Genomic DNA, 26,943 nt, shown 5'->3' with positions numbered 1-26,943 from the left:
CCAAGAAATATCCATAGGTTCTGTGACTTTTCCATTGGCAATTCTGCCAGCACTTGTAGTCTCAGCCTCGTGAGCTATCAGGTATTCGCACGTAAGTATCGCCCCAAGACCTTCAATGACGTTCTAGGTCAGGACCATGTCATCCAAACCCTCCGCAATGCCATTGAGCAAAATCGTCTCGCTCACGCCTACCTCTTCGTCGGCCCACGCGGCACAGGTAAAACATCCACCGCACGTATCCTCTCCAAAGCCCTCAATGCCGAAGGCGGCCCCTCCATCGACTTCGACCCAGATTCAGAAATTGCAATCGAAATCGCAGAAGGCCGTTCACTCGATGTCCTAGAAATCGATGGTGCTTCTAACAATGGCGTAGAGCAGGTACGTGACCTTCGCGATAACGTCCGCTTCGCTCCCGCCCGCTGCCGCTTTAAAATTTACTACATTGATGAGGTGCACATGCTCACCACCGCCGCATTCAATGCCCTCCTGAAAACACTCGAAGAACCCCCCGAGCACGTCAAATTCATCTTCGCCACCACCGAACCCAACAAAATCCTCCCCACCATTATCTCTCGGTGCCAGCGCTTTGACCTTCGCCCCATCAGTACTCAAACCATCGCAGACCACCTCACATACATCGCTAACAACGAAGGTGTGACTCTAGCGCCTGCCGCGGCCTGGGCCGTCGCAAAAGGTGCAGACGGCGGAATGCGAGACGCCCAATCCATGCTCGACCAACTCGTCGCATTCTGTGGAAACAATATTGATGAAGAGAATGTCCTCGATGTCTTCGGCTTCACATCACGCGAAACCGTCGCAACACTCACCCAACACATCCTCACAAAAAACACATCAGGCGCACTCCAAATTCTCAATGATCAAGCGAGCGCCGGAAAAGAACTTACCCAACTCCTCGATGATACCATCAGCTGCCTCAGAGCACTCCTAGTATCTAAAGTTGACCCCAACGCTGGCAATGATGGCATCCCTCCAAACCTATGGGAGCCTCTCACTGCTGCCTCAAAATCCGTTGCCACAGATCGACTACTCAATCTCGTCGATATCTTTGCAGACACAGAGTCTCGCATGAAATGGGCTAACAACAAAAAACTCCACTTCGAAATCGGCCTCATCAAAGCCATCCAATCACTCAATGATGCACGCATCAGCGATGTGATCACTGCTCTTGCAGGTGCCGGATCCATCGATATGCAGCCAATCGAGGCACAACTCACCTCCGCTAAGGATAACCCACCCGCTGACACACCCGCCCCCCCACAAGAAGCTGCTCAGGAACCTACGCCTACAGCCATCGAGCCAGTTGCTCCCCCTGAGCCTGTTGCCTCCGCACCAGAGCCAGCCCCAGAACCAGAGGCAACAGCATCCACACCGCCGCCCCCCCTTGCTGATGCGCCCCCCGAAACACCCGCTCCTGCACTGGAAACAACTCCTCCTGAACCTGAAGCACCAGCCACACCTCCACCACTCGCGCGAAAGACGAATAAAGAAACATTCGACGCTTTCGATGCCTGGATTGACTCGGCCCCCGATGTCGCAGAGGAACCTCCCGCACCAGAACCTACCCCAGCACCTGCTCCCCCCGAGTCCCCTGCTCCCACGAAGGAAGAGGCACAAACTAAAAATAAGGACGACGCTGAAATCCCTCAGTTCGATGAAGAGGAATTCTACAAAGACCCACTCATCCAAAACGCTCTAGAAATCTTTGAAGCGAGCATTAAGCCCGCCTAACACCACTAACTAACCAATCTATTAAGTTATGAATATCAACAAACTAATGAAGCAAGCCCAACAAATGCAGGCGGGCATGCAGAAAGCACAAGAAGAACTCGCTCATAAAACTGTCGAAGCCTCAGTAGGCGGCGGAAAAGTCACCGTCATCGCTACCGGCGCCGGTGAAGTCCAAGACATTAAAATCGATCCATCAATCATCGACCCCGATGACGCCGAGTTCCTCCAAGAGCTCGTCCTCAAAGGCGTCCAAGAAGCTATCGAAAAAGGTAAAGAAATGGCTTCCTCAGAAATGTCCAAACTCACTGGCGGCATGAACATCCCCGGCTTAGGTTAATCCCCTATCAATACGATGACCCGCGAAGACATTGCTGAGGTTCTCGACAACATCGCCCTTCTGCTCGAGCTGAAGGGCGAAAATGTTTTTAAGACCCGCGCATACAAAAATGGTGCCGAGATCGTTCGCTCACACGAACCAGATGTCGTCAAACTCGCCAAAGATAACCAACTCAACAATGTCGCTGGGATTGGTAAGGCACTCCAAGAAAAAATTATAGAACTCACCACAACAAATAAACTCGAGTTCTACGAAAATTTACGTACCGAATTCCCCCCCTCACTCTTCGAACTCTTCGATATCCAAGGCCTCGGCCCCAAAAAAATTAAAGCCCTCTACGACAAACTTAATATCGACTCTGTCGAAGCCCTTAAGTCCGCTTGCCAAGATAATTCCATCTCCTCGCTCCGCGGCTTCGGCACCAAAACCGTAGACAAACTCCTCCACGCCATCGAACTCAGGGAAAAATTCGCCTCCCATTTCAGACTCGGTGACGTCGCAGTTATGGCTGAAATATTGTTAGATGCAGTCCACGCCCACCCATCTACCCTGCGTTGCTGTCACGCCGGCTCCTACCGCCGCTCTAAGGAAATACTCCATGATATCGACATCCTAGCCGCCACCACAGCCCCCGCAGAGCTCACACAATACTTCTCGCAGTTAGAAGAAGTGGAAGAAGTCATTGCTTGCGGCGACACCAAAGCCTCTGTGCGCCTAGCTAACGGCCTACAAGTCGACCTTCGTGCCGTAACAAATGATGCATTCCCCTTCGCACTCCAGTACTTCAGCGGAAGTAAAGAACATAATGTCGCCATCCGCCAACGCGCCCTCAAAAATGGATGGTCGCTCAATGAATACAACTTCACAGCTAAAGAAGGAGCCACACCTCCACCCACAATTCACGAAGAAGCCGACATCTACAAAGCCCTCGGCCTCGACTACATCCCACCCGAATTGCGCGAAAACCGTGGCGAAATCGAAGCCGCCGAAAATGGCTCCATCCCTAGGCTCGTCACACTCGAAAACCTACGCGGCACATTCCATAACCACACCACCGCTTCCGATGGTAAGAACTCTCTAGAAGAAATGGCTGAAGCCGCCATCGAACTTGGCCTCGAATACCTAGGCATCGCCGACCACTCAAAAGCATCCTTCCAAGCCAATGGCCTCTACCCAGAACGACTCCTCAAACAAGTCGACCATATCAAATCTCTCAATAAACAATGGGAAGGCTCATTCCGACTCCTCGCAGGCTCAGAAGTCGACATCCTCAAAGATGGGTCTCTCGACTTCGATGACTCCATTCTTGCGCAGTTAGATTATGTCGTCGCTTCAGTCCATAACGCCTTCACTCTCCCCGAGAAGGAAATGACAAAGCGCATTATCCGCGCCATGGAAAACCCGCACGTCACCATGCTCGGCCACCTCACTGGTAGACTCCTCCTCCGCAGAGAAGCCTATGCTGTCAACGTCGATAAGATTATCGACTGCGCCGCCGAAACTGGAACCATCATCGAACTCAACTGTAACCCAAGAAGACTCGATATGGACTGGCGCCACTGGAAAAATGCCCGTGAAAAAGGTGTGAAATGTGCTATCAATCCAGATGCGCATCGGTTAGAACAATTGCAGTTCTTAGCTTTTGGTGTCCGACTCGCCCGCAAAGGCTGGCTAACCAAAGATGATGTCATCAATACTAAACCGCTAAACGACATACTCGATTTCCTTAACATCCAATAATCCATACACAGATCATGCACTCCCAACTTCTTGCCCAAGCCCCTGACGATCCAGGCATCGTGCCATTCATCATTGCCGGCGTCCTCCTGCTGCTAGGCTTAATCTTTATCTATCTCATCCTCAAGTTCTTCAAAACTTGGTTGAGAGCTCGCCTCTCTCAGGCCCCTGTTGCCTTCGGCGCGCTCATCGGAATGTGGCTACGTAAAGTCCCCTTCGAATTGATTGTCGATAGCCGCATCACCGCTGTGAAAGCTGGCCTCAATTACGACACCGACGTCCTCGAAGCACACTACCTAGCAGGTGGTGATATCGCAAATGTCGTCCTCGCATTGATCGCCGCAGATAAAGCAGGCATCAACCTCAGCTTCGAACGCGCTTGCGCTATCGATCTTGCAACTAAAGACACAGGAAAGACCGTGCTGGAAGCTGTCCGTACATCGATCAACCCAAAGGTTATCGACTGCCCAACTCCAACTAACGGAATTAACAAAATCACCGCAGTTGCTAAAGATGGTATCGCTGTCAATGCTCGTGCACGTGTTACCGTTAGAACAAACCTCGATGGTTTCGTCGGTGGTGCCACAGAGGAAACTATCATCGCCCGTGTCGGTGAAGGTATCGTCACATCGGTAGGTTCAGCTGAATCCTACAAAGCCGTTCTCGAAAACCCTGACTCGATCTCCAAACTCGTTCTCACCAAGGGCGTCGACACCTCCACTGCCTTCGAAATCCTCTCAATCGATATCGCAGATGTCGATGTAGCCGACAACATCGGCGCACGCCTCCAAGCGGAACAAGCCGAAGCTGATAAACAAATCGCTCAAGCAAAAGCCGAAGTTCGCCGTGCCGCCGCTGTCGCCGCTGAACAAGAAATGTCAGCACGCACACAAGAGATGCAGGCAAAAGTCGTCGAGGCCGAAGCCCAAATCCCCATGGCGATCGCCGAAGCATTCCGCTCAGGTAACCTCGGAATCATGGATTACGCAAAATATCAAAATATCAACTCTGATACCAAAATGCGTGATTCCCTAGCCGAAGGCGAAGAAGACACTAACGTCTAACCAACTCTTCAATGATGTTCACTGAGCTACTTGCAGAAACTGAATTTCCGGCACAGGCAATCCTCTTTGCCATTGTCATCATATTCAGCTTTCTCAAGTGGCTCTTTGAAAAAATCTTCGGAAAAAAAGAGGCCGACGAAGACCCAAGTCACCTCGAAGACCTCTACGAACAATACCGAGAAGAAATTAGACAGCGACAAACAGCTACCCCACAAACAACAACTCAAACAGAGCAAGCTCCACAACTCAGCCCCGCTCAACCATCCCCCCCACCAATCCCTGCTGCCACAAGCTCCAGCCCACGCTATTCACTCGAAGATATCGAAAGAGCTCGAAAAAAACGTCTCGAAAGCAGCACCTCCCCCACACCACAGACCACCACAAAGCGCAAAAAACGCCATTACCTTCATAAACACCTTAAGCAAAAAAATAGCTTAAGACAGGCACTCATCGTGAAACAAATTCTCGATAAACCAAAGGCCTATGAGTACTGAGTGCCCCCTCAAAGCCCCCCACTCAACAACACATCCACGCACAGTTCTGAGAAGCCCTAGTTTGTTTATGCTTCTCGCCTCACCCGCCACTCACCCGAGTAACAATTAAATTGTGGCGGCCTCAAAAAACCAATTAAGGTCTGCCCACTCTCACAGGCAAATTCTACAGCCAAGTCAGTCGGCGCAGAAATCGCAGAAACAATAGCAATCCCTGCAGATCGCGCTTTCTGCATAACCTCAAAAGAAACGCGTCCAGACAATTGCAACACACACTTGCTTAAATCCACTCCAGATAGCGCTGCCCAACCAATGACCTTGTCGATCGCGTTGTGCCGCCCAACATCCTCTCGTATAACTAACAAGCCACCAGCCTCATCAAACAAGGCCGCCGCATGAAGTCCACCAGTGCGCTCAAACACCGCCTGCGCATCGCGCAATTTATCGGGCAAGCCTAACAAAACATCTGGACTCACCATAACCCCATCTCTCGCGATCTCGGGATAACTTCTATCTATTGCCTCAATGCTTGCCTTGCCACAGATCCCACACGATGAGGCCGAATACAAATGACGCTGGAAATGCGCATAATCCACCTCGTCTTCCAAAAAAACGAGAGCATTGTTTTCCAACTTTTCTAAATCCACACGCGTGATCTCATCCACTGATTGAATCACCCCCTCGCTCAATAGAAAGCCCGTCACCAACTCCTCATCATCTCCTGCTGTTCGCATCACCACCGCTATCGGATGGCCATCAATCGTGATTTGAATGGGTTCCTCACCACTCAAACTATCCACACACTTGGAGAAACTCCCCTCTGCATACCGCCACACTTCCTTCTGACTAGCCCTGCTCGCCATCACCGACATCCCCTAACACTTCCAATTCAAACTCCCCAACACGCAAACTACCATCATTCAAAATACGACAACGCAAACCACCTCTTCCCTTCAGAAACTCTTCCGTACCCTCAGCCACTGCCTCGTCCATCCAAAAACACGGTGAACATTCACCTGATCCCGTATACTCCACCCCATTCAATCGAAAACGCTTTCCAATTAGTGAGTTTAAATCCACCCCTGAAACCACCACATTACGCCTAAAAACAGAGGGCTCAAATGCCAGCCCCGGATACTCCTCCTGCAATGCCGCATACACACCAGCATCAAAAAATGTAATCTGCCCCTTGTAGTTCGGCTTAAAATCAAAAAATCGATCCCCCTCAATCCCTTTGCCAGCTCGTAAAGTAATCTCATCACGTTCCACAATCGCATGGTCTAATGACCCCTTGCCATAACGCCCAAAGTAGTTGTGATCCTCAGAAAGATAAATGTGCTTTACCGATACCTTCATAAACAAGCTGCAGACTACCACACATCACATCACGAGCAACACCCACAATCCCGTCAGCAACAAAAATCACCATTGCCCACAGCCCACAGCACCCACACAATAAACCTATGAACGAATTCACCCACGTCGATTCCAATAACCAACCAGGCATGGTCGATGTCTCCGACAAAACCATCACTAAACGTGAGGCCACAGCAGAGTCCATAGTCACCCTCGGCACCGAAATCCTCCAACAACTCACAGACGGCGACATCCAATCAAAAAAGGGCCCCATCTTCCAGACTGCTATCATCGCAGGAACAATGGCAGCCAAACGCACCCACGAAACCATCCCATTCTGCCACCCACTGCCACTCGAAAAATGCAAGTTCTCCATCACACCCCTCAATACCACCCAAGTGCAAATCCATTGTACTTGTAGCACCTCTGCTAGAACCGGCGTCGAAATGGAAGCCCTCAATGGCGCCTCCGCTGCCGCCCTCACAATCTACGATATGTGCAAAGCCGTCAGTAAAGCGATCACTATCAATAACACCCGACTCCTCACAAAATCAGGTGGCAAATCTGACTTCCAAGCAACCTAACCAACCCCTCTAACTCCTACCACTCTAGATTCAAAAAAATGCACCACCCTTCAGCGGGTGGTGCATTTTAGATTTCTTTGCTTAGCGGCTCAGGCCGCATAAGACCTAGAAGTACATGCGGTAAGCAAGCCAGTATGTGAGGCCGTCAACGCTACCAGGCTCAGTGCTGAGGTTGTCGTACTCGATACCAGTCATGACCTTAGAACGGTCACCACACATGTACCAGTTAAGACCACCGTAGAGTGAGTGATGGCTGTCACCACGTCCACCGTTGAAGTCGCCGTCTGAGGAGATTGTCTCAAGACGACGGAGGTAACGGCTGTTAACACGGATACCTTCATCTTTAGAAGCGCCCTGCCATGCGTAACGTCCAACAAGCTCAAGCTTGTCTTCCCAGAACTTGTAGGTAGCAAGACCGATGAAACCGTAGAATGAACCTTCACGTGATGCCTTGGACTGCTTGCCGTTGTCACCGTACACTGCGTTCAAACCGAAGTCCCAACCAGCTGCATCAAACATGTATGCTGCAGAAAGCGCCCACTCGTAGTTCTCAACCTGATCGTAAAGTACTGAATCAGCTGTCTTTGTGTCCTGATCGTTGTACATGAAGTCAAGAAGAAGGTCACCACAGCTGAAGCCGTAGCCAGTAGATGCGTAGAATGCTACACCCTCGTCCCAACCAGTGAGAAGCTCACCTGAGTTGTCAGTTGAGAAGAAACCAAGTGTACCTTCCCAAGCACCGCGCTCAGCACCAAATGTCACACCAGTACCACGACCGTCTGTAAGCTTGTTAGCAAGACCGGAACGCTCAACTGTCTTGATCTTCTTAGAAGATGTGTGTTGCTCCATACCGAGAGCCACCTTGTGACGACCATAAGTTACACTGGACTTCTCAAGACCAAGGAAATCCTTGAACGTGTAAGAAAGCTTTGCCTGGTCGAAGCTCTGGTAGCCGAACTTACGCTCACCACCACTTGGCTTGTCATCGTCTTCAAAGTTAGCATTTGCTTTCAACTTGAAGCCGTTGAGGAACTTAACTTCACCACCGAAACGAAGACGACGAACCTCATCGAAATCTGCGTGGTAATCCTTGCCATTGACGTCGCTTGCATCAACGTATGCGTACTGAACCTGTGCGCGACCGAAGAACTTTACCTTCTGGATGTATGGGTTCTCTTTGCTGCTGTATACAGTACCGATGGTCTCGAGTGTGTCACACCAGCTACCGCAGGACTTCTCTTCTGCTACAACTGGAGCTGGACCTGCGTATGCCGCACCTGAAAGTGCTGCTGCGCCGATCATTGTTGTTACTACCTTGTTATTCATAGTTTTAATGTCGTTAGGCGAATTAGCTAGGCGTTGAACCATCGCTGTTTCGTTTCGCTGCTTGTGTTTAGGGTTTATTTAGGATTTCGGAAATTATTTTGTGTGTAAGAATTGTCACAAACCATCTTCATGCTGTCACAATCGCAATACTTCTAGCCTTTCGCTCTATCAATAGATGCCCAGCGCCTGACGTGCACAAGCTAATCCAAACTGTAACTTCGTCTGCGTCGGCCTCTTCGGCTTCATGAGCTGCCAGCCCAACTGCTGGCCTTTCACTTCTAACTTCTCAGTCGGGTGAACCATCGTGTTGCGCTCACATAACATCAACATTGGTAAATCAGCATGGCTGTCTGAATACCCATGGCTGTTGGGTAAAATATCACCCTCCTGCCAATCATCCGGAAAAAGCGAAGCCATCCGCCCAATCTTAGCCTCCCCCTTATTATTCACCCCTATAATATCAGGGAAAAGTTTCACCTTCGTGCCCACTGCCACTTGTGTCCCATAATAATGGTCAAAGCCCAATTTCTCAGCAATGTACTTCACCCAAATCTCCGGGCTCGCAGAATTCAATACCGTCAATACCCCATCAGCTTTGTGCTTCTCCACCCTCTCAACCACTTCCGCGTACAATCCCTCTGGGATCAATTGATCCACAAACTCACGTGCATACTTATCTAACACTTGTGCGTCCATGCCTGCTAGATAATTTAAGAAGACCCGCTTCATCGTCTCTGGACCTAGCAATTTTGCAAATATTGCAATCGGCGCAAAAATCCCCAAGTACAACACCCTCACACGCTCCCGCTTCAATATGAAGTTACAAAAAAGTAGCTGCGTGTCCCATGGAACAATAGTTTGATCCAAGTCAAATAATGCGTAGCCATGGGGTTTTGCCTCTGTCACCGGCGCAGTCTTGCAACTAAAATCTTGATTGCAAGGCACAAATGCTAGGAAAAATCATCCCTCGCAGATTTTCTATTGAGCCCTCTCTTGGGCTAACTGCCACATCGCCGCCACACTCGCACGCGCCAGATTCTTGCGCGTCGTGCATAAACCAACAACATAGGGCTCTAACTGAGGCGCCCCATCCAGCACTACTAAGTCGTCGCGAAATGGGCTGCGCTCTAACACTAACTCTGGCACAACTCCCACTCCACACCCCAAGCGCACCATCGCCAATATCCCCTCATTACCAGAAACTTCCGTAATCCGAACCGCATGCGCACCCACGCCCCTTAAAAATTGATCCACCCTCGAACGAGACACACCACTGCGAGCTAATACAAAGGGTAAGCGCCCCAGTTCATGCATGTCACTAAACGCATATTCCCGACCTCCCGCTCTGGGTCCCACAAATACCAAATGCGTCGTCAGCAATGGAAGGAAATCAATCCTATCAGATTGCCGGTCAGGCAACGCCGCCACAGCCATATCAATATCTCCAGCTAACAACTTATCAATAGATTCCTCTGCAGCCCCCGTCCGCAAGTTCAGCCTTACCTTAGGGTACAAGGCCCGATACGCCTCTAAAAGGTCGGGAAGAATACTGTAGACCGCCGTCACTGACGCATACAGAGACACCACACCCTCGACCTCGCCATCCTCACCTAAATCTTCACAGATATCCTCCCAATCTCGCACCGCCTTCTGCGCATATTGATAAAACTTCTCACCAGCGAGAGTAAGCTGCACCTGACGGTTGTCGCGCAAGAACAATGCCTGACCAAGCTCAGACTCCAAGCGCTGAATGCTTCGCGTCAATGCCGAGGGACTCAAATGACATAACTCACTTGCCCGGCCAAAGTGCAAAGTCTCAGCGACGGCTAGAAAATTTTTAATTTCGTGGTGGTTCAAATCTCCACCAGCATATGTATTATCCCACCCACAGCAACCCTACATTGCCGTCCATGCACCACCCATCACCCATGCAGAACCCCACCACACCACATACCTTCGATAACTTCGAAATCGCCCCCAACCATCACTGGGCAATCATCGGTGGCAATGGCTCAGGTAAATCATCCTTCGCGCGTTGCTTGAAAAACCAATACTCAGAACGCGCCTCCCTCGTCTCCTTTGAGGACGAACAAGCACTCCTCGAACGCGAAATCTACGAAGATGATAGCGAATGGCTCAACAAAATAGATCACGGTAGAACCACCCGTGAACTCATCTCCGAACTCAGCCCGTCCCACGATGTCCCCGCTTCATTGATCGATACCCTCCAGCTAGCTTCTTTCATCGATACCGGCTTCCGCCTCCTCTCCACCGGAGAACGCAGACGCCTCATGCTCGCCAGAGCCCTCGTCCAATCCCCTGATATCCTCATTCTCGATGAACCCTTCGACGGACTAGACCACGCATTCAGCCAACACCTCGACTCCCTCCTCACACAGATCGCCCACGACACCCAAATCATCCTCGTCACCAATCGACTCTCAGAAATGGGCGACTACATCACCCATATCGCCTGCCTCCATCAGTCTAAAATCATCCTCAGCGGTATCCAATCACAGATCCAGAACTCCCTAGAATTCCAACAACTCTATACCCCAAGCACACTCCACAAAACACTCCCACCTCCACCATCTAACCACACACCCTACCAAGCCGATCCTGCCACACCAATTGCCGACCTCCGCTCGATCCGCGTCGCCTACCACAACAAAGTCATCCTCGACCAACTCAACTGGACTATCCACCCCAAGCAACATTGGAAAGTTAGCGGTCCCAATGGCTGCGGCAAATCCACCCTCGTCAACCTCATCTCCGGTGACCACCCACAATGTTACTCTAACGAAATCTATCTATTCGGCAAAAAACGTGGGATTGGTGAATCAATCTGGGACATCAAGCAGCACATGGGACTCATGTCCACCACCCTCCACCAACAACACCGCATCACCATCACCGCCGAAACAGTCATCCTCTCCGGCTTCTTCGATACCATAGGAGTCTACCGCCCAACCACCTCAGAACATCGCTCAATCACCCTCGAATGGCTCGACTACCTCGGCCTCACTGAACACAAAAATACCAACTTCCACCAACTCTCCTTCGGCCAGCAACGCATCCTGCTCATCGCGCGCGCCCTCGTAAAACGCCCACACCTCCTCATCCTCGATGAACCCTGCCAAGGGCTTGACCCCATGAACCGAGCCCTCGTCATCAACCTCATCGAAAAACTCGTGGCACACAATGCAGCCCAACTCATTTATATCTCCCACGAACCAGAAGACAGAATCGATTGCCTCACCCACGAACTCAACTTTATCCCCACCACCAATCCCACACCAGAGTCCTCCCCCTACACCATTCAAACCACCGCCCTCACCTAAGCCCACCTGGGCGATGTGGAGTCAGAGCGATCCCCCCTCAGTGAGACACCTCACTCTTTACTCCCCGCATCCTTTCGGATCTCGGTGACCAAAGGCCGGTGGTCAGAGGCCATCGCTTCCGCCACCACTTCCGTTACCGCCTCTACCTCGCCAAAGTTCCGTAACACACAATAATCAATCTCACTGCGCGGCTTGTCCGCAGGACTCGTCAAACGATCCCCGCGCTTCTCCACCACCTGCCATTCCTTCCTGTAGTGCGCCATCGTCTTCGTCTCCGGCCGCGCGTTGAAATCCCCTGTTAAAATAACCGGATGCCTATACCCACGCACCACCTTCTCAAAGGCCATCACCTGAGGGAATCGTTCCTCTTCAGAACGAAAACTGTAATGCACACTACAAAATGAGAGTTGGCCAAATTTCGGATGCTCCACAACCACTTCTAAAATAATCCGCGCTTCCCCCACACTCGGTAAGCGATGCACCTTGCTAGAAACGATCGGATACTTTGAGAGCACCGCCTGACCATACTCCCCTTTGCCCAGCGGGATAGCCTTGCCAAACACATGGTGCATACCCAGCGCTTTCGCAAAGTAAGCCGCCTGATCCACATTGCCACTGCGCTGACAATGCTTGTCCACTTCCTGTAAAGCTAACAACTCAACCTTCATGCCCTCAATCACCTTGACCTGCCTATCCAAATCTAACTTCCCATCCATCCCCCTGCCGTGCTTGATATTGTAGGCCCCCACACGCATTTCCTTAGCTTCCACTAGAGAAATACAAAAAATCATAAGAATGCTGAAACCTCTCAGTAGCCTTTGCGTAGTGTCTCTCATGATCGCTATACCATCCACATTTTTGCCATTTTTCAACGAATGATTTTAGTTGTCAGCAATTCATGGAACATTATGGTCATTACCCTAACAACGAACACCTAGCTATCACATGCCAAGAATTATTATCACCGAACCAGGTAAATCCCCTCAGCCGTATCGCCTCAAGTTAGATCGCGCTGAAACTCGAATTGGCCGAGGCAGCGACAACGACATCCTCATCGAAGCTGGGTCCGCATCCACTAACCATTGCGTCATGAAACGCATCTCTGGTGGCTTCATCCTCGAAGACCTCGACTCCACCAATGGCATCAAAATCGATGATACACGCTTCCGCATCATCGACCTCACCGACCAATTGACTGTCAGAATTGGTGACGATGTGAGCCTCGAATTCACTCTCACTGAAGAAGAGCTCGCCGAGTTAGACCAAGAAGACTTCACCCCCCAACAACAAGGGCTCCTACCAAAATCGAAGCCAGCTCCAGAACCCGAAAAAGAAGAAGCAAGCGAAGCCTTCCTCGAAGAGCCGGAAGACGATGACGACTGGGATGACGACGAGGAAGAACAAGACGACTACCGCCCGTCCACCCAGAAAAAAGCCGCTAAAAGCGGTGGCATGAACGGCCTTCTCTTCTTCCTGCTCGCCCTTCTAGCGATCGCTCTTGGCTTCTACATCCGCCATTACCAAGACGTCCTTTCTAAACCCCCTGCACCCACAGAAGCTCCAGCCCAACCAACAGAAAGCACCCCTAGCGAATAGGGGTCTTCGTTTTAAGGCCGCTTCTCGGTCCAGGCCGCCGCACCATAGCGCTCGGCAACTAACTTTGAGACATCGCCCATCTTCTCGATGGCGATGTCTTTTTTGTGAACTCTATCAGCGAGAGCCGCTGCAAAAAGCTGCCTCCAGCCAGCCACATCCTTCACCCCCTGAACGCTCCCTTGATGTAAAATGCCATACCGGCTGCGCTTCTGCCCAGCCCCTGCCAACTTCCTCCCCCCGGCATCCACAATGTCTTGCCGCACTGGATTGCCAAAACACGCTCGCTCGCGCGTCTCGAGTGACCCATCCGTCAGCGCACACGCCACACCAAGTTCCAGCAAAGCCTCGGCTAAAACCGCGTGAATCGCAGCATAACTGCCATCGCCACGCATCTGCTCCACCACATGCCCCTTTGGAATACAGATGGTGTAAGTGACATCACATCGGTGATCTACCACACCACCGCCCGTCCAACGCCGTACATAGCGCAAGGCCTCGCCGGGAAATGCCGCCTGTGCATCACTCAATCGCTCAAAATACCCCAAACTCACCTCCTCGCCACTCCATTGGTAGAAGCGCAGAAGTGGCCGCTCCCAACCATGGGTATGCAAAAGCTCGTCCACGGCCATGTGAGCAGGACCAGAACGTTCTGAACCATCGATCCAAACATCAAGTTCTTCAAAGAGTGCCATTCACCCCAGCACTACACCCCAAAACCCAATGGTCAAGCCCACACATCCACCACCGCACACCCGACCTCACGCCCAAGCTTTACCCATCGATTCTTTCGCGTAACTAAGGCTTGAATCTTCGTCTAATCAACGCACAGTCCTCCTTCGTGAAACCATCTCAAACTGAAGACCTACGCATCAAGGCCATCTCCCCATTGATCTCGCCAGCAGTGCTCTCCTACTACCTCCCCATCACGGAGGAGGCAGCTAACACAGTCACTAAGGCCAGACAAGAAGCCGAAGACATCCTCTTAGGTAATGATGACCGTCTCCTCGTCGTTGTTGGACCCTGCTCCATCCACGACACCAGCGCCGCTATCGAGTACGCTGAACGCCTCAAAGCACTCGCCGAACGCTACAAACAAGACCTCTGCATCATCATGCGTGTCTACTTTGAGAAACCACGCACCACCGTCGGCTGGAAAGGCCTCATCAATGACCCACACCTCGATGGCTCATTCGATATCAACCGTGGCCTCCGCATCGCACGCGAACTCCTCCTCGAACTCAACACCATGGGCATGCCCGCAGCTACCGAGTTCCTCGACGCCATCTCACCACAGTACGTCGCCGACCTCATCGCCTGGGGCGCCATCGGTGCGCGCACCACAGAATCTCAAGTCCACCGCGAACTCGCCTCCGGACTCTCCATGCCAATCGGCTTCAAAAATGGCACCCGCGGCACCATCCAAATCGCCCTCGATGCCATCAAGGCAGCACAAGGCTCTCACCACTTCCTCTCCGTCACCAAACAAGGCGTCTCCGCTATCGTGACCACCACAGGCAACCAAGCCGGACACATCATCCTTCGCGGGTCATCAGAAGGCCCCAACTACGAGAAAGAACACGTCGATGCCTGCGCCAAACGCCTCACCGACGCCGGCCTCCCAGAACAACTCATGGTCGATGCCTCACACGGCAACTCCCGCAAGGACTTCCGTAACCAACCAGCCGTCATCGACGATCTCTGCCAACAAATTAGCAATGGCTCTAAAGCCGTCGCTTCTGTCATGATCGAGTCCAACCTCGTCGAAGGCGCCCAAAAACTCGGCGACGACCCAACAAAGCTCGTCTACGGCCAATCCATCACCGACCAGTGCATCGGCTGGCAGTCCACCGAGGATGTCCTCGAACACCTCGCTAAGGCCGTCCAAAACCGCCGCAGCCTCTAGGCGGCCCACTGCCCCCCACCATTTCTCCTCCAACCCGAGCCGGCACCGCCCGACTCGGGTTGTTTTTTACCCTAAAACCGCAAATCCAAAAAGAAATCGCAGCGCATCCCTCCCAAAAAACCACCACTAGCCAAGCACTCACAACAGATTCATCAAAATTCTATCCGGCCCCCAAAACACAAGCCCACCACCCATAAACACCAAGTTGACCACACACCATCAATCGCTTACCCTAAACTTAGACACCCACACCCAACCACCACTCCACAAAAAACACAAAAAAAGTAAAATATCGTAGCAGTTTTTTGTTGCATCTATGCGGATCTGAGCGTAATCATTCGCCCGCACCCGCCGCCCACCACAGCGAAAGGCGCAACCACACAAACAGATAGGCCTATGGTGTAATGGTAACACTCCGGATTTTGATTCCGTCATTCTAGGTTCGAGTCCTAGTAGGCCTACCACTTCACAAAACAAGCCGCTGAGTCCATCTCAGCGGCTTGTTTGTTTTCAGACCTCTCGGTCCCTACGGTTCAAAAAGCCCCCTAGTCCCCATTCACCCTGCTCAGCATCCCAGCCTAGGTTAAATCCGCAATGCGGATGCCCCCCTAGGATTTCTCGTAAAAAGAACAGACCAAGCCATGCACCTCAGCCTCGACACCCAGCTTCTCCACAGGTCGCTCAAGCAATCCCCCCCTACCTCTTCTCACCTAAAAACCTATCACCGACCAATGGCCACCACCCATTCGTGCAATCCGTGGTAAACCAAAACCAATCCCTCTCACGGCAACCGATCGCACAGAAAGCAAAACATCCTTGTAGTGAGCGCGTTAGGCTGTTAGATTCTATGCCCCTCAAATTCCAATAACTCCCAAACCCCACTCCCTTATGAAACGTTTCAAGCTCTCCATAATGTTAGCTCTCTTCTGCAGTGCTTCCTCCCTCTTCGCCGAAAAACCCAATGTGGTCATTCTAGCCACTGGCGGGACAATCGCTGGAAAAAGTGATGCCGCCACCAGCACCAAATACACCGCAGGCCAGTTACCCATCGAAGACCTCCTCGCCGCAGTACCGGGTGCCGAGGAATACGCCAGCATCAAAGGAGAACAGGTCGTCAACATCGGCAGCCAAGCAATGAACGACAAAGTCTGGCTCACCCTCGCGAAACGTTGCAATGAGCTCCTCAAGCAAGAAGATGTCGACGGCATCGTCATCACCCACGGCACCGACACCAAAGAAGCCACCGGCTACTTCCTCAACCTAACGGTAAAGAGCGACAAACCCATCGTTCTCGTCTCTTCCATGCGAAACTCCACTTCCATCTCTGCCGATGGCCCCAAGAACCTCTTCGATGGGATCATCACCGCAGCGGCTCCAGAATCCAAAGGCATGGGCGTCCTCGTCGCTTCAAACGACTACATCTACGCCGTGCGCGACCTCACTAAAACAAACACCACCAACGTCGCCACCATGAAAGCCCCAAACTGGGGACCAATCGGAGTCGCCTACAATGGCAAGCCCTACTACTACCACAAAACCCTCCGCAAACACACCACCGAGAGCGAATTCGATGTCTCAGAACTAACAAAACTTCCCAAGGTCGACATCGTCTACGGGTACTCGAATATGGACGCCACCGCCATCAATGCCTTTGTCGAAAACAAATCCAAGGGCCTCATCTTCGTCGGGGTCGGTAATGGCAACATCTATCCAGATGCTCTCGAAGCACTCAAAGAAGCGCGTAAAAAAGGCGTCGTCATCGTGCGCGCTTCCCGCACCGGCAGTGGCCGAACCACCTTAGACGCCGAAGTCGATGACAAAGCCCTCGGGTTCGTAGTTGCTGATGACCTAAACGCTCAAAAAGCACGCGTGCTGCTGATGCTCGCTCTAACCAAAACCAACGATCTTGCAGAAATCCAGAAGGACTTCTTCACTTACTAGTTACTCCAAAGCGTCACTCTCCTACTCCTTAGCTGATGGCGGGCATACCCCAGCACGCTCTAACAATCTCTAGAGAGCAAGCCAACGCATGCCAGTCAACTTCCTAACAGCGGTCCCTCACTAACTGTTTCCCATGATTTGGGTCGAACTCCTCCTTCTCCTCACCTGCATCCTGATTGGCTCCCGATTGGGCGGCATTGGCATGGGAACCATGGGAGGATTGGGCTTGTTCATATTCACCTTCGTCTTTCACCTCCCCCCGGGAGGACCACCGGTCACTGTCCTCTTTATGATTCTGGCCGTCATCACCGCCTTATCCTCGATGGAAGCGGTGGGAGGTCTCACCTACTTAGTCAATATCGCTGAGAAAGTGATGCGCAAGAACCCCAAAAGCATCACCTTTGTTGCCCCCTTCGTGACCTACGCCTTAATTTTTATGTCAGGCACCCAGCATGTCATCTATGCACTCTTGCCGGTCATTGCGGAAATCTCGCGCAAGTCGGGCATCCGCCCCGAGCGCCCCCTCTCTATTTCAGTGATCGCCGCCACCGCTGGCCTAATCGCTTCGCCAATATCCGCCGCCACCGTCGCCCTCGTCGGCACCCTCGCTGGCAGACAAGTCGAGCTTTCAGATGTCATGGTCATTATCATCCCCTCCACCTTGTTAGCGGTCTTGATTGGTGCCTTCGTCGTCTCGAAACGCGGTGTCGATCTCAAGGACGATCCGACCTATCAAAAACTTCTCAGTGAAGAGAAGTTCAAAGATATCGAGGGCGCCGAAGTGCTCTCTGGACAGGCTCTCAAACAAGCACGTGGCTCAACCTTTACCTTTTTCGCAGGCGTTTTGTTCGTGGTCATCATCGGCCTCTTCCCCCAACTACGCCCCGAGTACCAAGAAGTGGTGAACGGCGAATTAGTAACCAAGCAAGTCGCCATGGCCGAAGCTATCATGATCATTATGTTAGCCATCGCTGCAGTCATCATGCTAGCTTTCAAAGCAAAACCGCAGCAAGCCGTCACCGGCTCTATCATGCGCAGCGGCATTGTCGCCGTCCTCTCCATTCTAGGAATCTCATGGCTTGGTTCATCTTTCTTTGAGGGCAACGAGACCGTAATCGTCTCAGAGATCTCCCAGCTCATTGAGGGCCAAGAATGGCTCTTCGCACTTGGACTCTTCGCTCTCTCAGTCCTTCTCTTTAGCCAAGCCGCCACGGTTGTGACCCTGGTCCCTGTTGCTGTAGCTTTAGGAATCCCCACACCCTTGATCATCGCCCTCTATCCAGCAGTCAACGGAATCTTCTTCTTGCCAACATACGGCACCATCCTCGCCGCCGTCTCCTTTGATCAAACAAAAACCACCCATATCGGCAAATACCTCCTCAACCACAGCTTCATGCTCCCCGGCCTCGTCGTGACTATCTCAGCTACCGCAATAGCCCTCCTCATCAACCAAATACTCAACTAACAACTACTCCATAACCATGAAAACAAACACCCTCAGTGCCATCCTCATCCTCTCCACTTCCTTCCTCTGGGCCAAGGAACCACCCCGCATAGAAAAAGACCTTTTGGGCGAAAAGAAAATCCCTGCCGACGCCCTCTACGGAGTACAGACCATGCGCGCCGTGGAAAACTTCCCCATCTCTGGTGACCTCATCTCCAAGCACCCGAACTTCATCAAGGGCTTCGCCATCGTCAAACTCGCTGCAGCCCGTGCCAATACCGATGTTGGCAAAATGAAACCCGAAGTGCGCGACAAGATCGAACTCGCCTACAAGGCTCTGATGGCTGGCGAATACCATGACCAATTCGTAGTAGACATGTACCAAGGCGGCGCCGGCACCTCAACCAACATGAATGCCAATGAAGTAATGGCGAACATCGCCTTGCTCAAATCTGGCCACAAGATCGGCGAGTACTCCGTGGTCGAGCCGCACGATGACCTCAACATGTCGCAGTCTACCAACGACTCCTACCCCTCAGCACTCAAGATGGCGATGATCCTCAACAACGCCGAAGTCCTCAAAGAACTAGAAGCTCTCATCGCCTCCTTCCGAACACTCGGAAACAAGTACATCGACGTGCTAAAAATGGGCCGCACCGAATTACAAGACGCCGTCCCGATGACTGTCGGTCAGGAGTTTCACGCCTACGCCACCGCACTGCAATGGGAACACGACCTTCTGGTCGCCGCCGAAAAACATCTCTACGGCATGAACATGGGCGCCACCGCCATTGGCACCGGCCTCAACACCCTCCCGGGCTACTCCGAAAAATGCGTCAAACATATGGCCGAACTCAGCGGTAAAAAAATCTACAAGCTCGACGACCTGATCGCAGGCACCTGGGACATGCAGTCCTTCCTAGCCTATTCCTCCGCCCTCAAAAGCCTCTCGGTAAAACTCGCTAAAATCTCTTCCGACCTACGCATTCTCGCTTCTGGCCCACGTACGGGCTTCTACGAGATCAACCTCCCAGCCCTACAACCCGGCTCCTCTATCATGCCAGGCAAAGTCAACCCAGTCATCCCAGAACTCATGAGCGTGATCAGCTTCCGCGTGATGGCCAACGACCTCGCTGTCACCTTCGCCGCTGAAAATGGCGACCTCCAGCTCAATGCATTCGAACCCCTCATCGCCATCTCTGTCTTCGAGTCCCAAAAAATTCTCACCAGCGGACTCTCCACCTTCCGCAGCAAATGCATCGACGGCATCACCATCAACGAACAAGTCCTCGCCATGCACATCGAGCGCTCAATCGGTATCGTCACTGCCCTCAACCCTGTCGTCGGTTATGAGAAAGCCACCGAACTCGCCAAAGAAGCCCTCGAGCAAGATAAAGGCATCCTCGAAATCATCCGCGAAAAGAAAATCCTCTCCGAGGAAGAAATCAAAAAAATCCTCGATCCAGCCACCATGACAGGTCTCGACAAATCGAAATATCCAAAAAAATAAACTGCTCCAAATTACCCACTGACGTTCTTCATCCCCGATACCCAATCCCCCTCACTATCACTACCGCAAACAACACGCTAATGCATTTTAGTTGCAAATGTTAAAATTGAGCACATAGTAGCCTCCACTGCACACCCCCGCAACGGAAGGCTTATGATGGACCCTGAAACCAAAAAATTACGCATCCTCCTTAAAGACTGCACTGATGGGTTCTACCAGCAGATGTTTTTCCTAGGGAAAGACGTGCTCCACCCAAAAGGAAACCAGCTCGAAGCATTCGGTTTCGTGAAGTCTCCTTCCAAGGGGCTTAAAGGCACCAGCTGTTACACGCTGAATCGCAATGGAGCTCAAATCGAACTCTATGGCTCTTGTGCTGCGATTTATACTGAATCGACCAAAACTGTTTTCATCCGTAGAAAGAACCGCTTCTATAAATGGCTTCCAGAAGAAAAACTTATCGCCGGTGAATGGTCGGACGATGACCTCCAAGCCCTCGCTCCAGACGAGCTCCTCGATGCGATGACACCGATGCTTGAGTGGTGGCTTGAATACGAAACGTGGATTGTAAAACGCCTCGGCACCGTTTACCGCGAGCAATGTTACCTAGATTGGAAAAAGGTAAAATCCCGCCCAGCGTGGTTGCCTCCGTCTCTCGCCTCTCAGTGGGTGGAGGCACTTCTTGAGAAAAGAGAAACGCACATCCGTCCTAAGCATTTCGCGCAGGCGAGCTAAGAGATTCCCCCTCCAAGATCCCGCGCGCTCTGACAGCCCCCACACTGTCGATCCATTTCCCTGTCTGAGTAAGAAAAATACTTGCACCTGACACATTCTAAAGAGAGTCTCCCGCCATGGATTATGCCTCTCTCATTGAGAAAAGACGCGAACGCTTCGCCGAAGTGGAAAAACTTATCACTGACCCAGACCTGTTTTCTGACCAAAAGAAGGCTTCAGAAACCATGCGTGAACACCGTCGTCTCAAAGAGTTGCTAGAGATGTGGGAGACCCTCGAGTCGGCTAAAACCAACCTCATCGAAAACCAAGAGCTCGCTAAAGAAGACGACCCTGAAATGGCTGAACTCGCAGAGATGGAAATCCCAGAACTTGAAGCCACCATCGAAGATCTCTCCGAAAAGGTCCAATACGCCCTTCTCCCTCGCGATGAAACAGAAGACCGCGATGCACTCGTGGAAATCCGTGCCGGTGCCGGTGGCGACGAAGCGTCCCTCTTCGCGGGTGAAATCATGCGCATGTACGAACGCCACGCCGAAGAACGCGGCTGGAAAGTCGAGCACCTCGAATCCTCACCCTCAGAAGTCGGCGGCTTCAAAGAAGTCGTCCTCAAAGTCACTGGAGAAGAAGTTTTCCGTTACCTCAAATACGAGTCAGGCGTCCACCGTGTCCAACGCGTGCCTGCCACCGAAACCCAGGGACGTATCCACACCTCTACCTGCACAGTCGCCGTCATGCCCGAAGCCGACGAAGTCGACGTCCAGATCAAACCTGAAGACCTCCACATCCAAGCAACTCGCTCAGGTGGTCCAGGCGGACAGCACGTCAACACCACCGACTCCGCAGTCCAAATTACCCACCTTCCCACTGGCCTCCAGGTAAAGTGCCAAGACGGTCGCTCACAGACCCAAAACCGTGAGAAAGGTCTCGAGATCCTCCGTACCAAGCTCTTCGAAGCCAAAGTCCGCGAAGAAGCCGAAAAATACTCCGCACAGCGCAAGTCACTCATCGGATCAGGCGATCGCTCTGAAAAAATCCGTACCTATAACTTCCCTCAGTCCCGTGTCACCGACCACCGAATCGGTCACACATCCCATAACATTGAGGGAATCATGAACGGCCAAATCCAAGAATTCACCGAGAACCTCCAAAAGAAGGAAATGGAACACCGCCTCGCTGACGCAGGCATGGAATAATCCATCAGCGCCAATAAAGCCGTTGAAAACCATTCTCGAAACACTCGATTCCGGCACCCAGTGGCTGGAAAAAAAAGGGGTCGATGACGCACGCCGCAACATGCAGCTCTTGCTCTGCCATGTGCTAAATTGCTCAAAAATCCAGCTCTACACACGCTTCGACCAACCAATCGATGAAGCGGAGCTCGCCCCACTGCGCGAGCTCCTCAAGCGCCGAGGCAACCGCGAACCCCTCCAGCACCTCCTCGGAACAGTCGAGTTCTACCGTCGCGACTTCTACTCAGACAAACGCGCCCTCATTCCCCGCCCTGAGACCGAAGAACTCTGCGAGATCATTCTCAAACAACTCCGTCCAACCCCTCCCGCCACCCTACTCGACATGGGGACCGGCACCGGAGTCATCGGCCTCACACTCGCACTCGAATACGGCCCACAATCCCAAGCCACTCTCGCAGACGTCTCACCCGATGCACTCGAACTCGCTACCAAAAACACCACCTCACTCGGTGTCGAAAATGCCAGCTTGATAGAGTCATCACTCTTCTCCGCACTCAACGAGCAAAAGTATGATCTCATCGTTGCTAACCTCCCATACGTGCCAGAAGTCGACCGCCCATCACTCGCTGCTGAGCTCCAACACGACCCCGACCTCGCCCTCTTTTCCGGCCCAGACGGCCTCGACCTTATCAAACAATTCCTCCAACAAGCCCCTACATACATGAATGAGGGTGGACACATCGCACTAGAAATTGGTATCCACCAACACACTCAAGTCGAAGCACTCCTCCAACAGGCAGGATTCAGCAATATCAAAACCCATCCAGATCTCTCCGGCATCTACAGATTCCCCACCGCCCAATGGCTCAGCTAATCAACCTCACAGCACTCTAGCACAGAGCTTAAAACACCCCATCACTCAATTCACACAGCTATCCAGAGCGACCTAACACCGACCTAATCACTTTCACTATGGATAAACTCATTGTTCACGGCGGCCACACACTCAGCGGCTCAGTTAATATTTCCGGCGCAAAAAATGCCTCCCTCCCCATTCTTGCAGCAGCCCTCCTCACAGATGAAGATGTGATCATCCGTCGCGTGCCCGATGTCTCGGACACCAACTACATGATCCAGATTCTCTCCGCACTCGGCGCCCAAGTGGAACGCTCAAGCGGCACCGTGCGCATCAATTCTAAAAATATCAGCCACGACGCCCCCTACGAGCTCGTCAGAAAAATGCGCGCCTCCATCTGCGTCATGGGCCCACTCCTCGCCCGTCTCGGTAAAGCTCGCGTCTCACTCCCCGGCGGCTGCGTGATCGGTGACCGCCCAGTCGATCTCCACCTCAAAGGACTCCGCGCCATCGGCACAGAGATCGATATGGAAGGTGGCAACATGGACATGACCACCCCTAACGGTCTCGTTGGTGCAGAAGTTGACCTCCGCGGGAAACAAGGCCCCACCGTCCTCGGCACCGACAACCTCATGATGGCCGCCGTCCTCGCAAAAGGCACCACCATCATCGAATCCGCAGCCGCTGAACCAGAAGTTGTCGACCTCGCTAACTTTCTTATCGGCATGGGCGCTAAAATAGAAGGCGCCGGCACCCGCCGCATCACCATCGAAGGCGTCGAACGCCTCCACGGCGTCGAACACACCATCATCCCAGACCGTATCGAAGCCGGCACATTCATGGTCGCCGGTGCAATGGCCGCCGGTAAAGAAGGTATCACCCTCCACCGCATCTGCCGTGACCACCTCATCCCAGTCACCGAGAAACTCATCGAGGCCGGCCACAATGTCGAGTTCAACGAAGCCGGCACCTCCGTCACCGTCTCACCTGGCGAGAATCCAAAAGGTGCTAAAATCACCACCGCCCCCCACCCTGGTTTCCCCACCGACATGCAAGCTCAGTTCTCCTCGCTCTTCGCGGTCACCGATGGCATCTCAGTGATCGAAGATACCATCTTCCCCCAACGCTTCATGCATTGCGCCGAAATGAGCCGCATGGGAGCCAGCATCAAAGTCGATAATGGCACTGCTGTCATCGAAGGCGTCAAACAACTCTCCGCCGCTCCCGTCATGGCTTCCGACCTCCGCGCCTCCGCCGCCCTCGTCCTCTCCGCTCTCACAGCCAATGGCTCCACCGAGATCAACCGACTCTATCATATCGACCGCGGCTACGAACATATCGATGAGAAATTGCTCACACTCGGCGCCCACGTCGAACGTGTCCAAGCGTAACCAGCTCGACATACATCGCTTAAGATCAAACAGCTAAGTCACGTTAACAAATTTCTTCGAAAATTTGAGAAAGATTTTGCCCTGTAAAAGTGTAGGGCAATCCTCGAAATGCCTTGACGAATCTCTATCAGTGACGGAGATTCCAAGTCTGTCGCACGCACTAGCATGTTGACAAATCCTACGGGTGACGTGTGCACGCGTTACTCATCCAGCTCACCACTAGCTAATCATGGCATCAAAAAAAGTAGCGAAGAAAACCGCAACAAAAACAGCAGCTAAAAAGTCTGCCGTAAAGAAGGCAGCAGCTAAGAAAACTGCCGCCAAAAAATCTGCAGCTAAGAAGACAGCAGCCAAAAAGACCGCCGCCAAAAAAACAGCCGCGAAAAAGACTGCTGCCAAGAAAACCGCAGCTAAAAAGTCTGCCAAGACAGTAACGGCCGAATCATCTTCAGATGAACCAAAGTCAAAACTGCAAGCCCTCCTAGAAGCCGAGGCTGAAGCCAAGGCCAAGCGCGCCAAAAAGACTCCCAAGAATCGCATCGATACTCCTGAAATCCAAGAGAAGGTGCGTGAACTCATTAAGCTCGCTAAAGAACAAGAATATCTCACCTACGACGACATCAATGAAATCCTGCCTAACGACCTCGTCGAACAAGCAGACGTCGAAGCCATCCTCGAGCGCCTTCGCTCCATGGAATTCGATATCATCGATGCCTCAGAAGTAGACCGCTATCGCGATAAGAAACGTGAAGGTGGTGCCGATGACGAACCTAAGTCAGAACAGAAACTCGACATTCTCGATGACCCAGTTCGCATGTACCTCAAACAAATGGGCCAAGTCCCACTCCTCACACGTGAGCAAGAGGTAGAAATCTCCAAGCGCATCGAGGATGCTGAACTCACCGTCCAGAAATACCTCCACCGCTTCGGCTTCGTCACCGAGTCCTACCTCGACCTCGCCGACAAACTCATCAAAGGTAAAGAACGCTTCGACCGCGTCATCCTCGATAAGAAAATTGAGTCGCGTGAACGCTACATGAAAACACTTCCGAAGCTCTGCGATCAACTCCGCCAGTGCCACGAAGAAACCGACGATATCTTCCGTAAACTCAACGCCAAGAACCCACGCGGCGTCGCAAAACTCGAAGGAGAACTCGAGAAACAACTCACCGTCATCGCGAAACTCTATCAGCGCTTCTACTACAAACAAAAAGTAGTCGAAGACTTCTGCGAAGAAGTCGAGGAGTACCAAAAGAAATTCTGGAAATACACGCGTAAACTCCAAGCCCACCCAGACGATAAGGAATTTGAAACCAAAATCCGTGAAGCACAACAACTCTCGTGGCACACCACAGACGGCTTCGCACAAAACAACAAAGACCTCCGTCATTGGATGAAAATGGCCTACAAGGCCAAAACCGAAATGGTGGAAGCTAACCTCCGACTCGTTATCTCAATCGCTAAAAAGTACACAAACCGTGGACTTTCCTTCCTCGACCTCATCCAAGAAGGAAATATGGGTCTCATGAAGGCTGTCGAAAAGTTCGAGTACCGCCGTGGCTACAAATTCTCCACCTACGCTACTTGGTGGATCCGCCAGGCCATCACTCGCTCAATTGCCGACCAAGCACGTACCATCCGTATCCCAGTGCACATGATCGAAACCATCAACAAGTTGATGCGCGTTCAGAAACAACTGGTGCAGGAATACGGCCGTGAACCTACCCCAGACGAAATCGCCGAGGAAATTCACCTTCCCGTCGAACGTGTGCGCGCAGTCCTTAAGATGGCCCAACAGCCAATCTCACTCCAGGCTCCCGTCGGTGACTCAGATGACACATCCTTCGGTGACTTCATCGAAGATAAAGCCGCTGAAAACCCAATGGAAGAAGCTGGCTTCGCAATGCTCAAAGAGAAAATCGTCGACGTCCTCGACACCCTCACCGAGCGTGAACGTGAAGTCCTCGAACAACGCTTCGGCCTCAAGGATGGCTACAGCCGCACCCTTGAAGAGGTTGGTCGCCAGTTCCAGGTAACCCGTGAACGTATCCGTCAGATCGAGGCCAAAGCCCTCCGTAAGATGCGCCACCCGACCCGTATCCGCAAACTGGAAGGCTTCATCGAACTTCCTAACATGTAGTTCTAACTACAAATACCATCTCAAAACAAAAGCGCTTCGATTCACCCGAAGCGCTTTTTTCATTTTCTAGCCGCCATCAATTATCAGCAGCTCTCCCCAATTTCTGCGCACCGTGATGCGCTATGCTCCAACGCTGGTCATCACAACTGAATGACAACGATGGCATTATACAAGATAATCCGATTTACTCTAAAATCGCGAAGCGCAAACTTCACAAGACTCAACCACACTCGATTCCTCTATTCCGTGTCGAGA

General features: G+C 52.1%; 24 protein-coding genes and 1 tRNA gene. 18 read left to right on the top strand and 7 right to left on the bottom strand.

Annotated elements, in window-relative coordinates:
- Positions 1-69 precede the first annotated feature (69 nt).
- Genes dnaX through ACFSW8_RS03425 form a run of 5 tightly spaced genes read left to right on the top strand, consistent with a single transcriptional unit; the run spans position 70 to position 5,381 of the window.
- Positions 70-1,749 carry a DNA polymerase III subunit gamma/tau gene (gene dnaX, locus ACFSW8_RS03445; RefSeq protein ID WP_377090170.1) on the top strand — a complete coding sequence of 560 codons (1,680 nt, stop codon included), beginning with the start codon at positions 70-72 and terminating at the stop codon, positions 1,747-1,749.
- Positions 1,750-1,777: 28 nt separating this feature from the next.
- On the top strand, positions 1,778-2,086 hold the full coding sequence (locus tag ACFSW8_RS03440) for a YbaB/EbfC family nucleoid-associated protein (protein ID WP_377090169.1): 309 nt from the start codon (positions 1,778-1,780) through the stop codon (positions 2,084-2,086).
- 15 nt (positions 2,087-2,101) lie between these two features.
- Positions 2,102-3,826: a DNA polymerase/3'-5' exonuclease PolX gene (polX, locus tag ACFSW8_RS03435; RefSeq protein ID WP_377090168.1), complete on the top strand. Its 1,725-nt coding sequence runs from the start codon at positions 2,102-2,104 to the stop codon at positions 3,824-3,826.
- 14 nt (positions 3,827-3,840) lie between these two features.
- Positions 3,841-4,887, top strand: a complete 1,047-nt coding sequence (gene floA / locus ACFSW8_RS03430) for a flotillin-like protein FloA (RefSeq protein ID WP_377090167.1) — start codon at positions 3,841-3,843, stop codon at positions 4,885-4,887.
- An 11-nt stretch (positions 4,888-4,898) separates the two neighbouring features.
- Complete coding sequence (locus ACFSW8_RS03425; protein WP_377090166.1) at positions 4,899-5,381, top strand: hypothetical protein; 483 nt, start codon at positions 4,899-4,901, stop codon at positions 5,379-5,381.
- A 65-nt stretch (positions 5,382-5,446) separates the two neighbouring features.
- Here the strand turns inward: ACFSW8_RS03425 and fdhD are convergent, their stop codons facing one another.
- A complete protein-coding gene (fdhD, locus tag ACFSW8_RS03420; RefSeq protein WP_377090165.1) occupies positions 5,447-6,241 on the bottom strand; it encodes a formate dehydrogenase accessory sulfurtransferase FdhD in 795 nt (264 codons plus the stop codon).
- Positions 6,225-6,734 (bottom strand): MOSC domain-containing protein, encoded by a 510-nt coding sequence (locus tag ACFSW8_RS03415; RefSeq protein WP_377090164.1) that lies wholly within the window; start codon positions 6,732-6,734, stop codon positions 6,225-6,227. The genes fdhD and ACFSW8_RS03415 overlap by 17 nt, the downstream gene beginning before the upstream one ends.
- A 107-nt stretch (positions 6,735-6,841) precedes the next feature.
- Between ACFSW8_RS03415 and moaC the strand changes: the two genes are divergently transcribed.
- The gene (gene moaC, locus ACFSW8_RS03410) at positions 6,842-7,318 is read left to right on the top strand and encodes a cyclic pyranopterin monophosphate synthase MoaC (RefSeq protein ID WP_377090162.1); all 477 of its coding nucleotides are present in this window, start codon (positions 6,842-6,844) and stop codon (positions 7,316-7,318) included.
- Between the two features lie 105 nt (positions 7,319-7,423).
- On the opposite strand, the gene ACFSW8_RS03405 is transcribed toward moaC, so the two are convergent.
- The 3 genes from ACFSW8_RS03405 to ilvY all read right to left on the bottom strand — a co-directional run bounded on the left by ACFSW8_RS03405 (position 7,424) and on the right by ilvY (position 10,501).
- Positions 7,424-8,644, bottom strand: coding sequence for a porin (locus ACFSW8_RS03405; protein WP_377177436.1), 1,221 nt, complete (start codon positions 8,642-8,644; stop codon positions 7,424-7,426).
- A gap of 168 nt (positions 8,645-8,812) precedes the next feature.
- A complete protein-coding gene (locus tag ACFSW8_RS03400) occupies positions 8,813-9,550 on the bottom strand; it encodes an HAD family hydrolase (RefSeq protein ID WP_377177434.1) in 738 nt (245 codons plus the stop codon).
- Positions 9,551-9,622: 72 nt separating this feature from the next.
- Positions 9,623-10,501, bottom strand: coding sequence for an HTH-type transcriptional activator IlvY (ilvY, locus tag ACFSW8_RS03395; RefSeq protein WP_377090159.1), 879 nt, complete (start codon positions 10,499-10,501; stop codon positions 9,623-9,625).
- A 71-nt stretch (positions 10,502-10,572) separates the two neighbouring features.
- Here ilvY and modF point away from each other — a divergent pair, with 71 nt between their 5' ends.
- Positions 10,573-11,985, top strand: coding sequence for a molybdate ABC transporter ATP-binding protein ModF (gene modF, locus ACFSW8_RS03390; RefSeq protein ID WP_377177432.1), 1,413 nt, complete (start codon positions 10,573-10,575; stop codon positions 11,983-11,985).
- Between the two features lie 50 nt (positions 11,986-12,035).
- On the opposite strand, the gene ACFSW8_RS03385 is transcribed toward modF, so the two are convergent.
- Positions 12,036-12,776, bottom strand: coding sequence for an endonuclease/exonuclease/phosphatase family protein (locus ACFSW8_RS03385; RefSeq protein ID WP_377177430.1), 741 nt, complete (start codon positions 12,774-12,776; stop codon positions 12,036-12,038).
- A gap of 154 nt (positions 12,777-12,930) precedes the next feature.
- On the opposite strand from ACFSW8_RS03385, the gene ACFSW8_RS03380 reads away from it, so the two are divergent.
- Positions 12,931-13,581, top strand: coding sequence for an FHA domain-containing protein (locus tag ACFSW8_RS03380; protein ID WP_377177428.1), 651 nt, complete (start codon positions 12,931-12,933; stop codon positions 13,579-13,581).
- 11 nt (positions 13,582-13,592) lie between these two features.
- On the opposite strand, the gene ACFSW8_RS03375 is transcribed toward ACFSW8_RS03380, so the two are convergent.
- Positions 13,593-14,273: a lipoyl protein ligase domain-containing protein gene (locus ACFSW8_RS03375; protein ID WP_377090156.1), complete on the bottom strand. Its 681-nt coding sequence runs from the start codon at positions 14,271-14,273 to the stop codon at positions 13,593-13,595.
- 146 nt (positions 14,274-14,419) lie between these two features.
- Here ACFSW8_RS03375 and ACFSW8_RS03370 point away from each other — a divergent pair, with 146 nt between their 5' ends.
- The 10 genes from ACFSW8_RS03370 (at position 14,420) to rpoD (ending at position 26,688) form a co-directional block, all read left to right on the top strand.
- Positions 14,420-15,484 (top strand): 3-deoxy-7-phosphoheptulonate synthase, encoded by a 1,065-nt coding sequence (locus tag ACFSW8_RS03370; protein ID WP_377177426.1) that lies wholly within the window; start codon positions 14,420-14,422, stop codon positions 15,482-15,484.
- Positions 15,485-15,874: 390 nt separating this feature from the next.
- Positions 15,875-15,948: transfer RNA gene (locus ACFSW8_RS03365), tRNA-Gln, on the top strand.
- A gap of 424 nt (positions 15,949-16,372) precedes the next feature.
- On the top strand, positions 16,373-17,425 hold the full coding sequence (locus ACFSW8_RS03360) for a type II asparaginase (RefSeq protein WP_377090151.1): 1,053 nt from the start codon (positions 16,373-16,375) through the stop codon (positions 17,423-17,425).
- 133 nt (positions 17,426-17,558) lie between these two features.
- A complete protein-coding gene (locus ACFSW8_RS03355; protein WP_377090150.1) occupies positions 17,559-18,890 on the top strand; it encodes an anaerobic C4-dicarboxylate transporter family protein in 1,332 nt (443 codons plus the stop codon).
- Between the two features lie 16 nt (positions 18,891-18,906).
- Complete coding sequence (locus tag ACFSW8_RS03350; protein WP_377090149.1) at positions 18,907-20,379, top strand: aspartate ammonia-lyase; 1,473 nt, start codon at positions 18,907-18,909, stop codon at positions 20,377-20,379.
- A gap of 153 nt (positions 20,380-20,532) precedes the next feature.
- A complete protein-coding gene (locus tag ACFSW8_RS03345; RefSeq protein WP_377090148.1) occupies positions 20,533-21,111 on the top strand; it encodes a hypothetical protein in 579 nt (192 codons plus the stop codon).
- A 116-nt stretch (positions 21,112-21,227) separates the two neighbouring features.
- Complete coding sequence (prfA, locus tag ACFSW8_RS03340) at positions 21,228-22,304, top strand: peptide chain release factor 1 (RefSeq protein WP_377090146.1); 1,077 nt, start codon at positions 21,228-21,230, stop codon at positions 22,302-22,304.
- A 22-nt stretch (positions 22,305-22,326) separates the two neighbouring features.
- Positions 22,327-23,175, top strand: a complete 849-nt coding sequence (gene prmC, locus ACFSW8_RS03335; protein WP_377090145.1) for a peptide chain release factor N(5)-glutamine methyltransferase — start codon at positions 22,327-22,329, stop codon at positions 23,173-23,175.
- 98 nt (positions 23,176-23,273) lie between these two features.
- The gene (murA, locus tag ACFSW8_RS03330) at positions 23,274-24,548 is read left to right on the top strand and encodes a UDP-N-acetylglucosamine 1-carboxyvinyltransferase (RefSeq protein WP_377090144.1); all 1,275 of its coding nucleotides are present in this window, start codon (positions 23,274-23,276) and stop codon (positions 24,546-24,548) included.
- A gap of 229 nt (positions 24,549-24,777) precedes the next feature.
- Positions 24,778-26,688: an RNA polymerase sigma factor RpoD gene (gene rpoD / locus ACFSW8_RS03325; RefSeq protein WP_377090143.1), complete on the top strand. Its 1,911-nt coding sequence runs from the start codon at positions 24,778-24,780 to the stop codon at positions 26,686-26,688.
- Positions 26,689-26,943: the final 255 nt, after the last annotated feature.

It is taken from the genome of Rubritalea tangerina, from assembly GCF_042683245.1.
In the GTDB taxonomy this organism is placed as follows: domain Bacteria; phylum Verrucomicrobiota; class Verrucomicrobiia; order Verrucomicrobiales; family Akkermansiaceae; genus Rubritalea; species Rubritalea tangerina.
The sequence above is the reverse complement of the archived record's forward strand: the minus strand, read 5'-3'. Positions and strand labels throughout refer to the sequence as shown.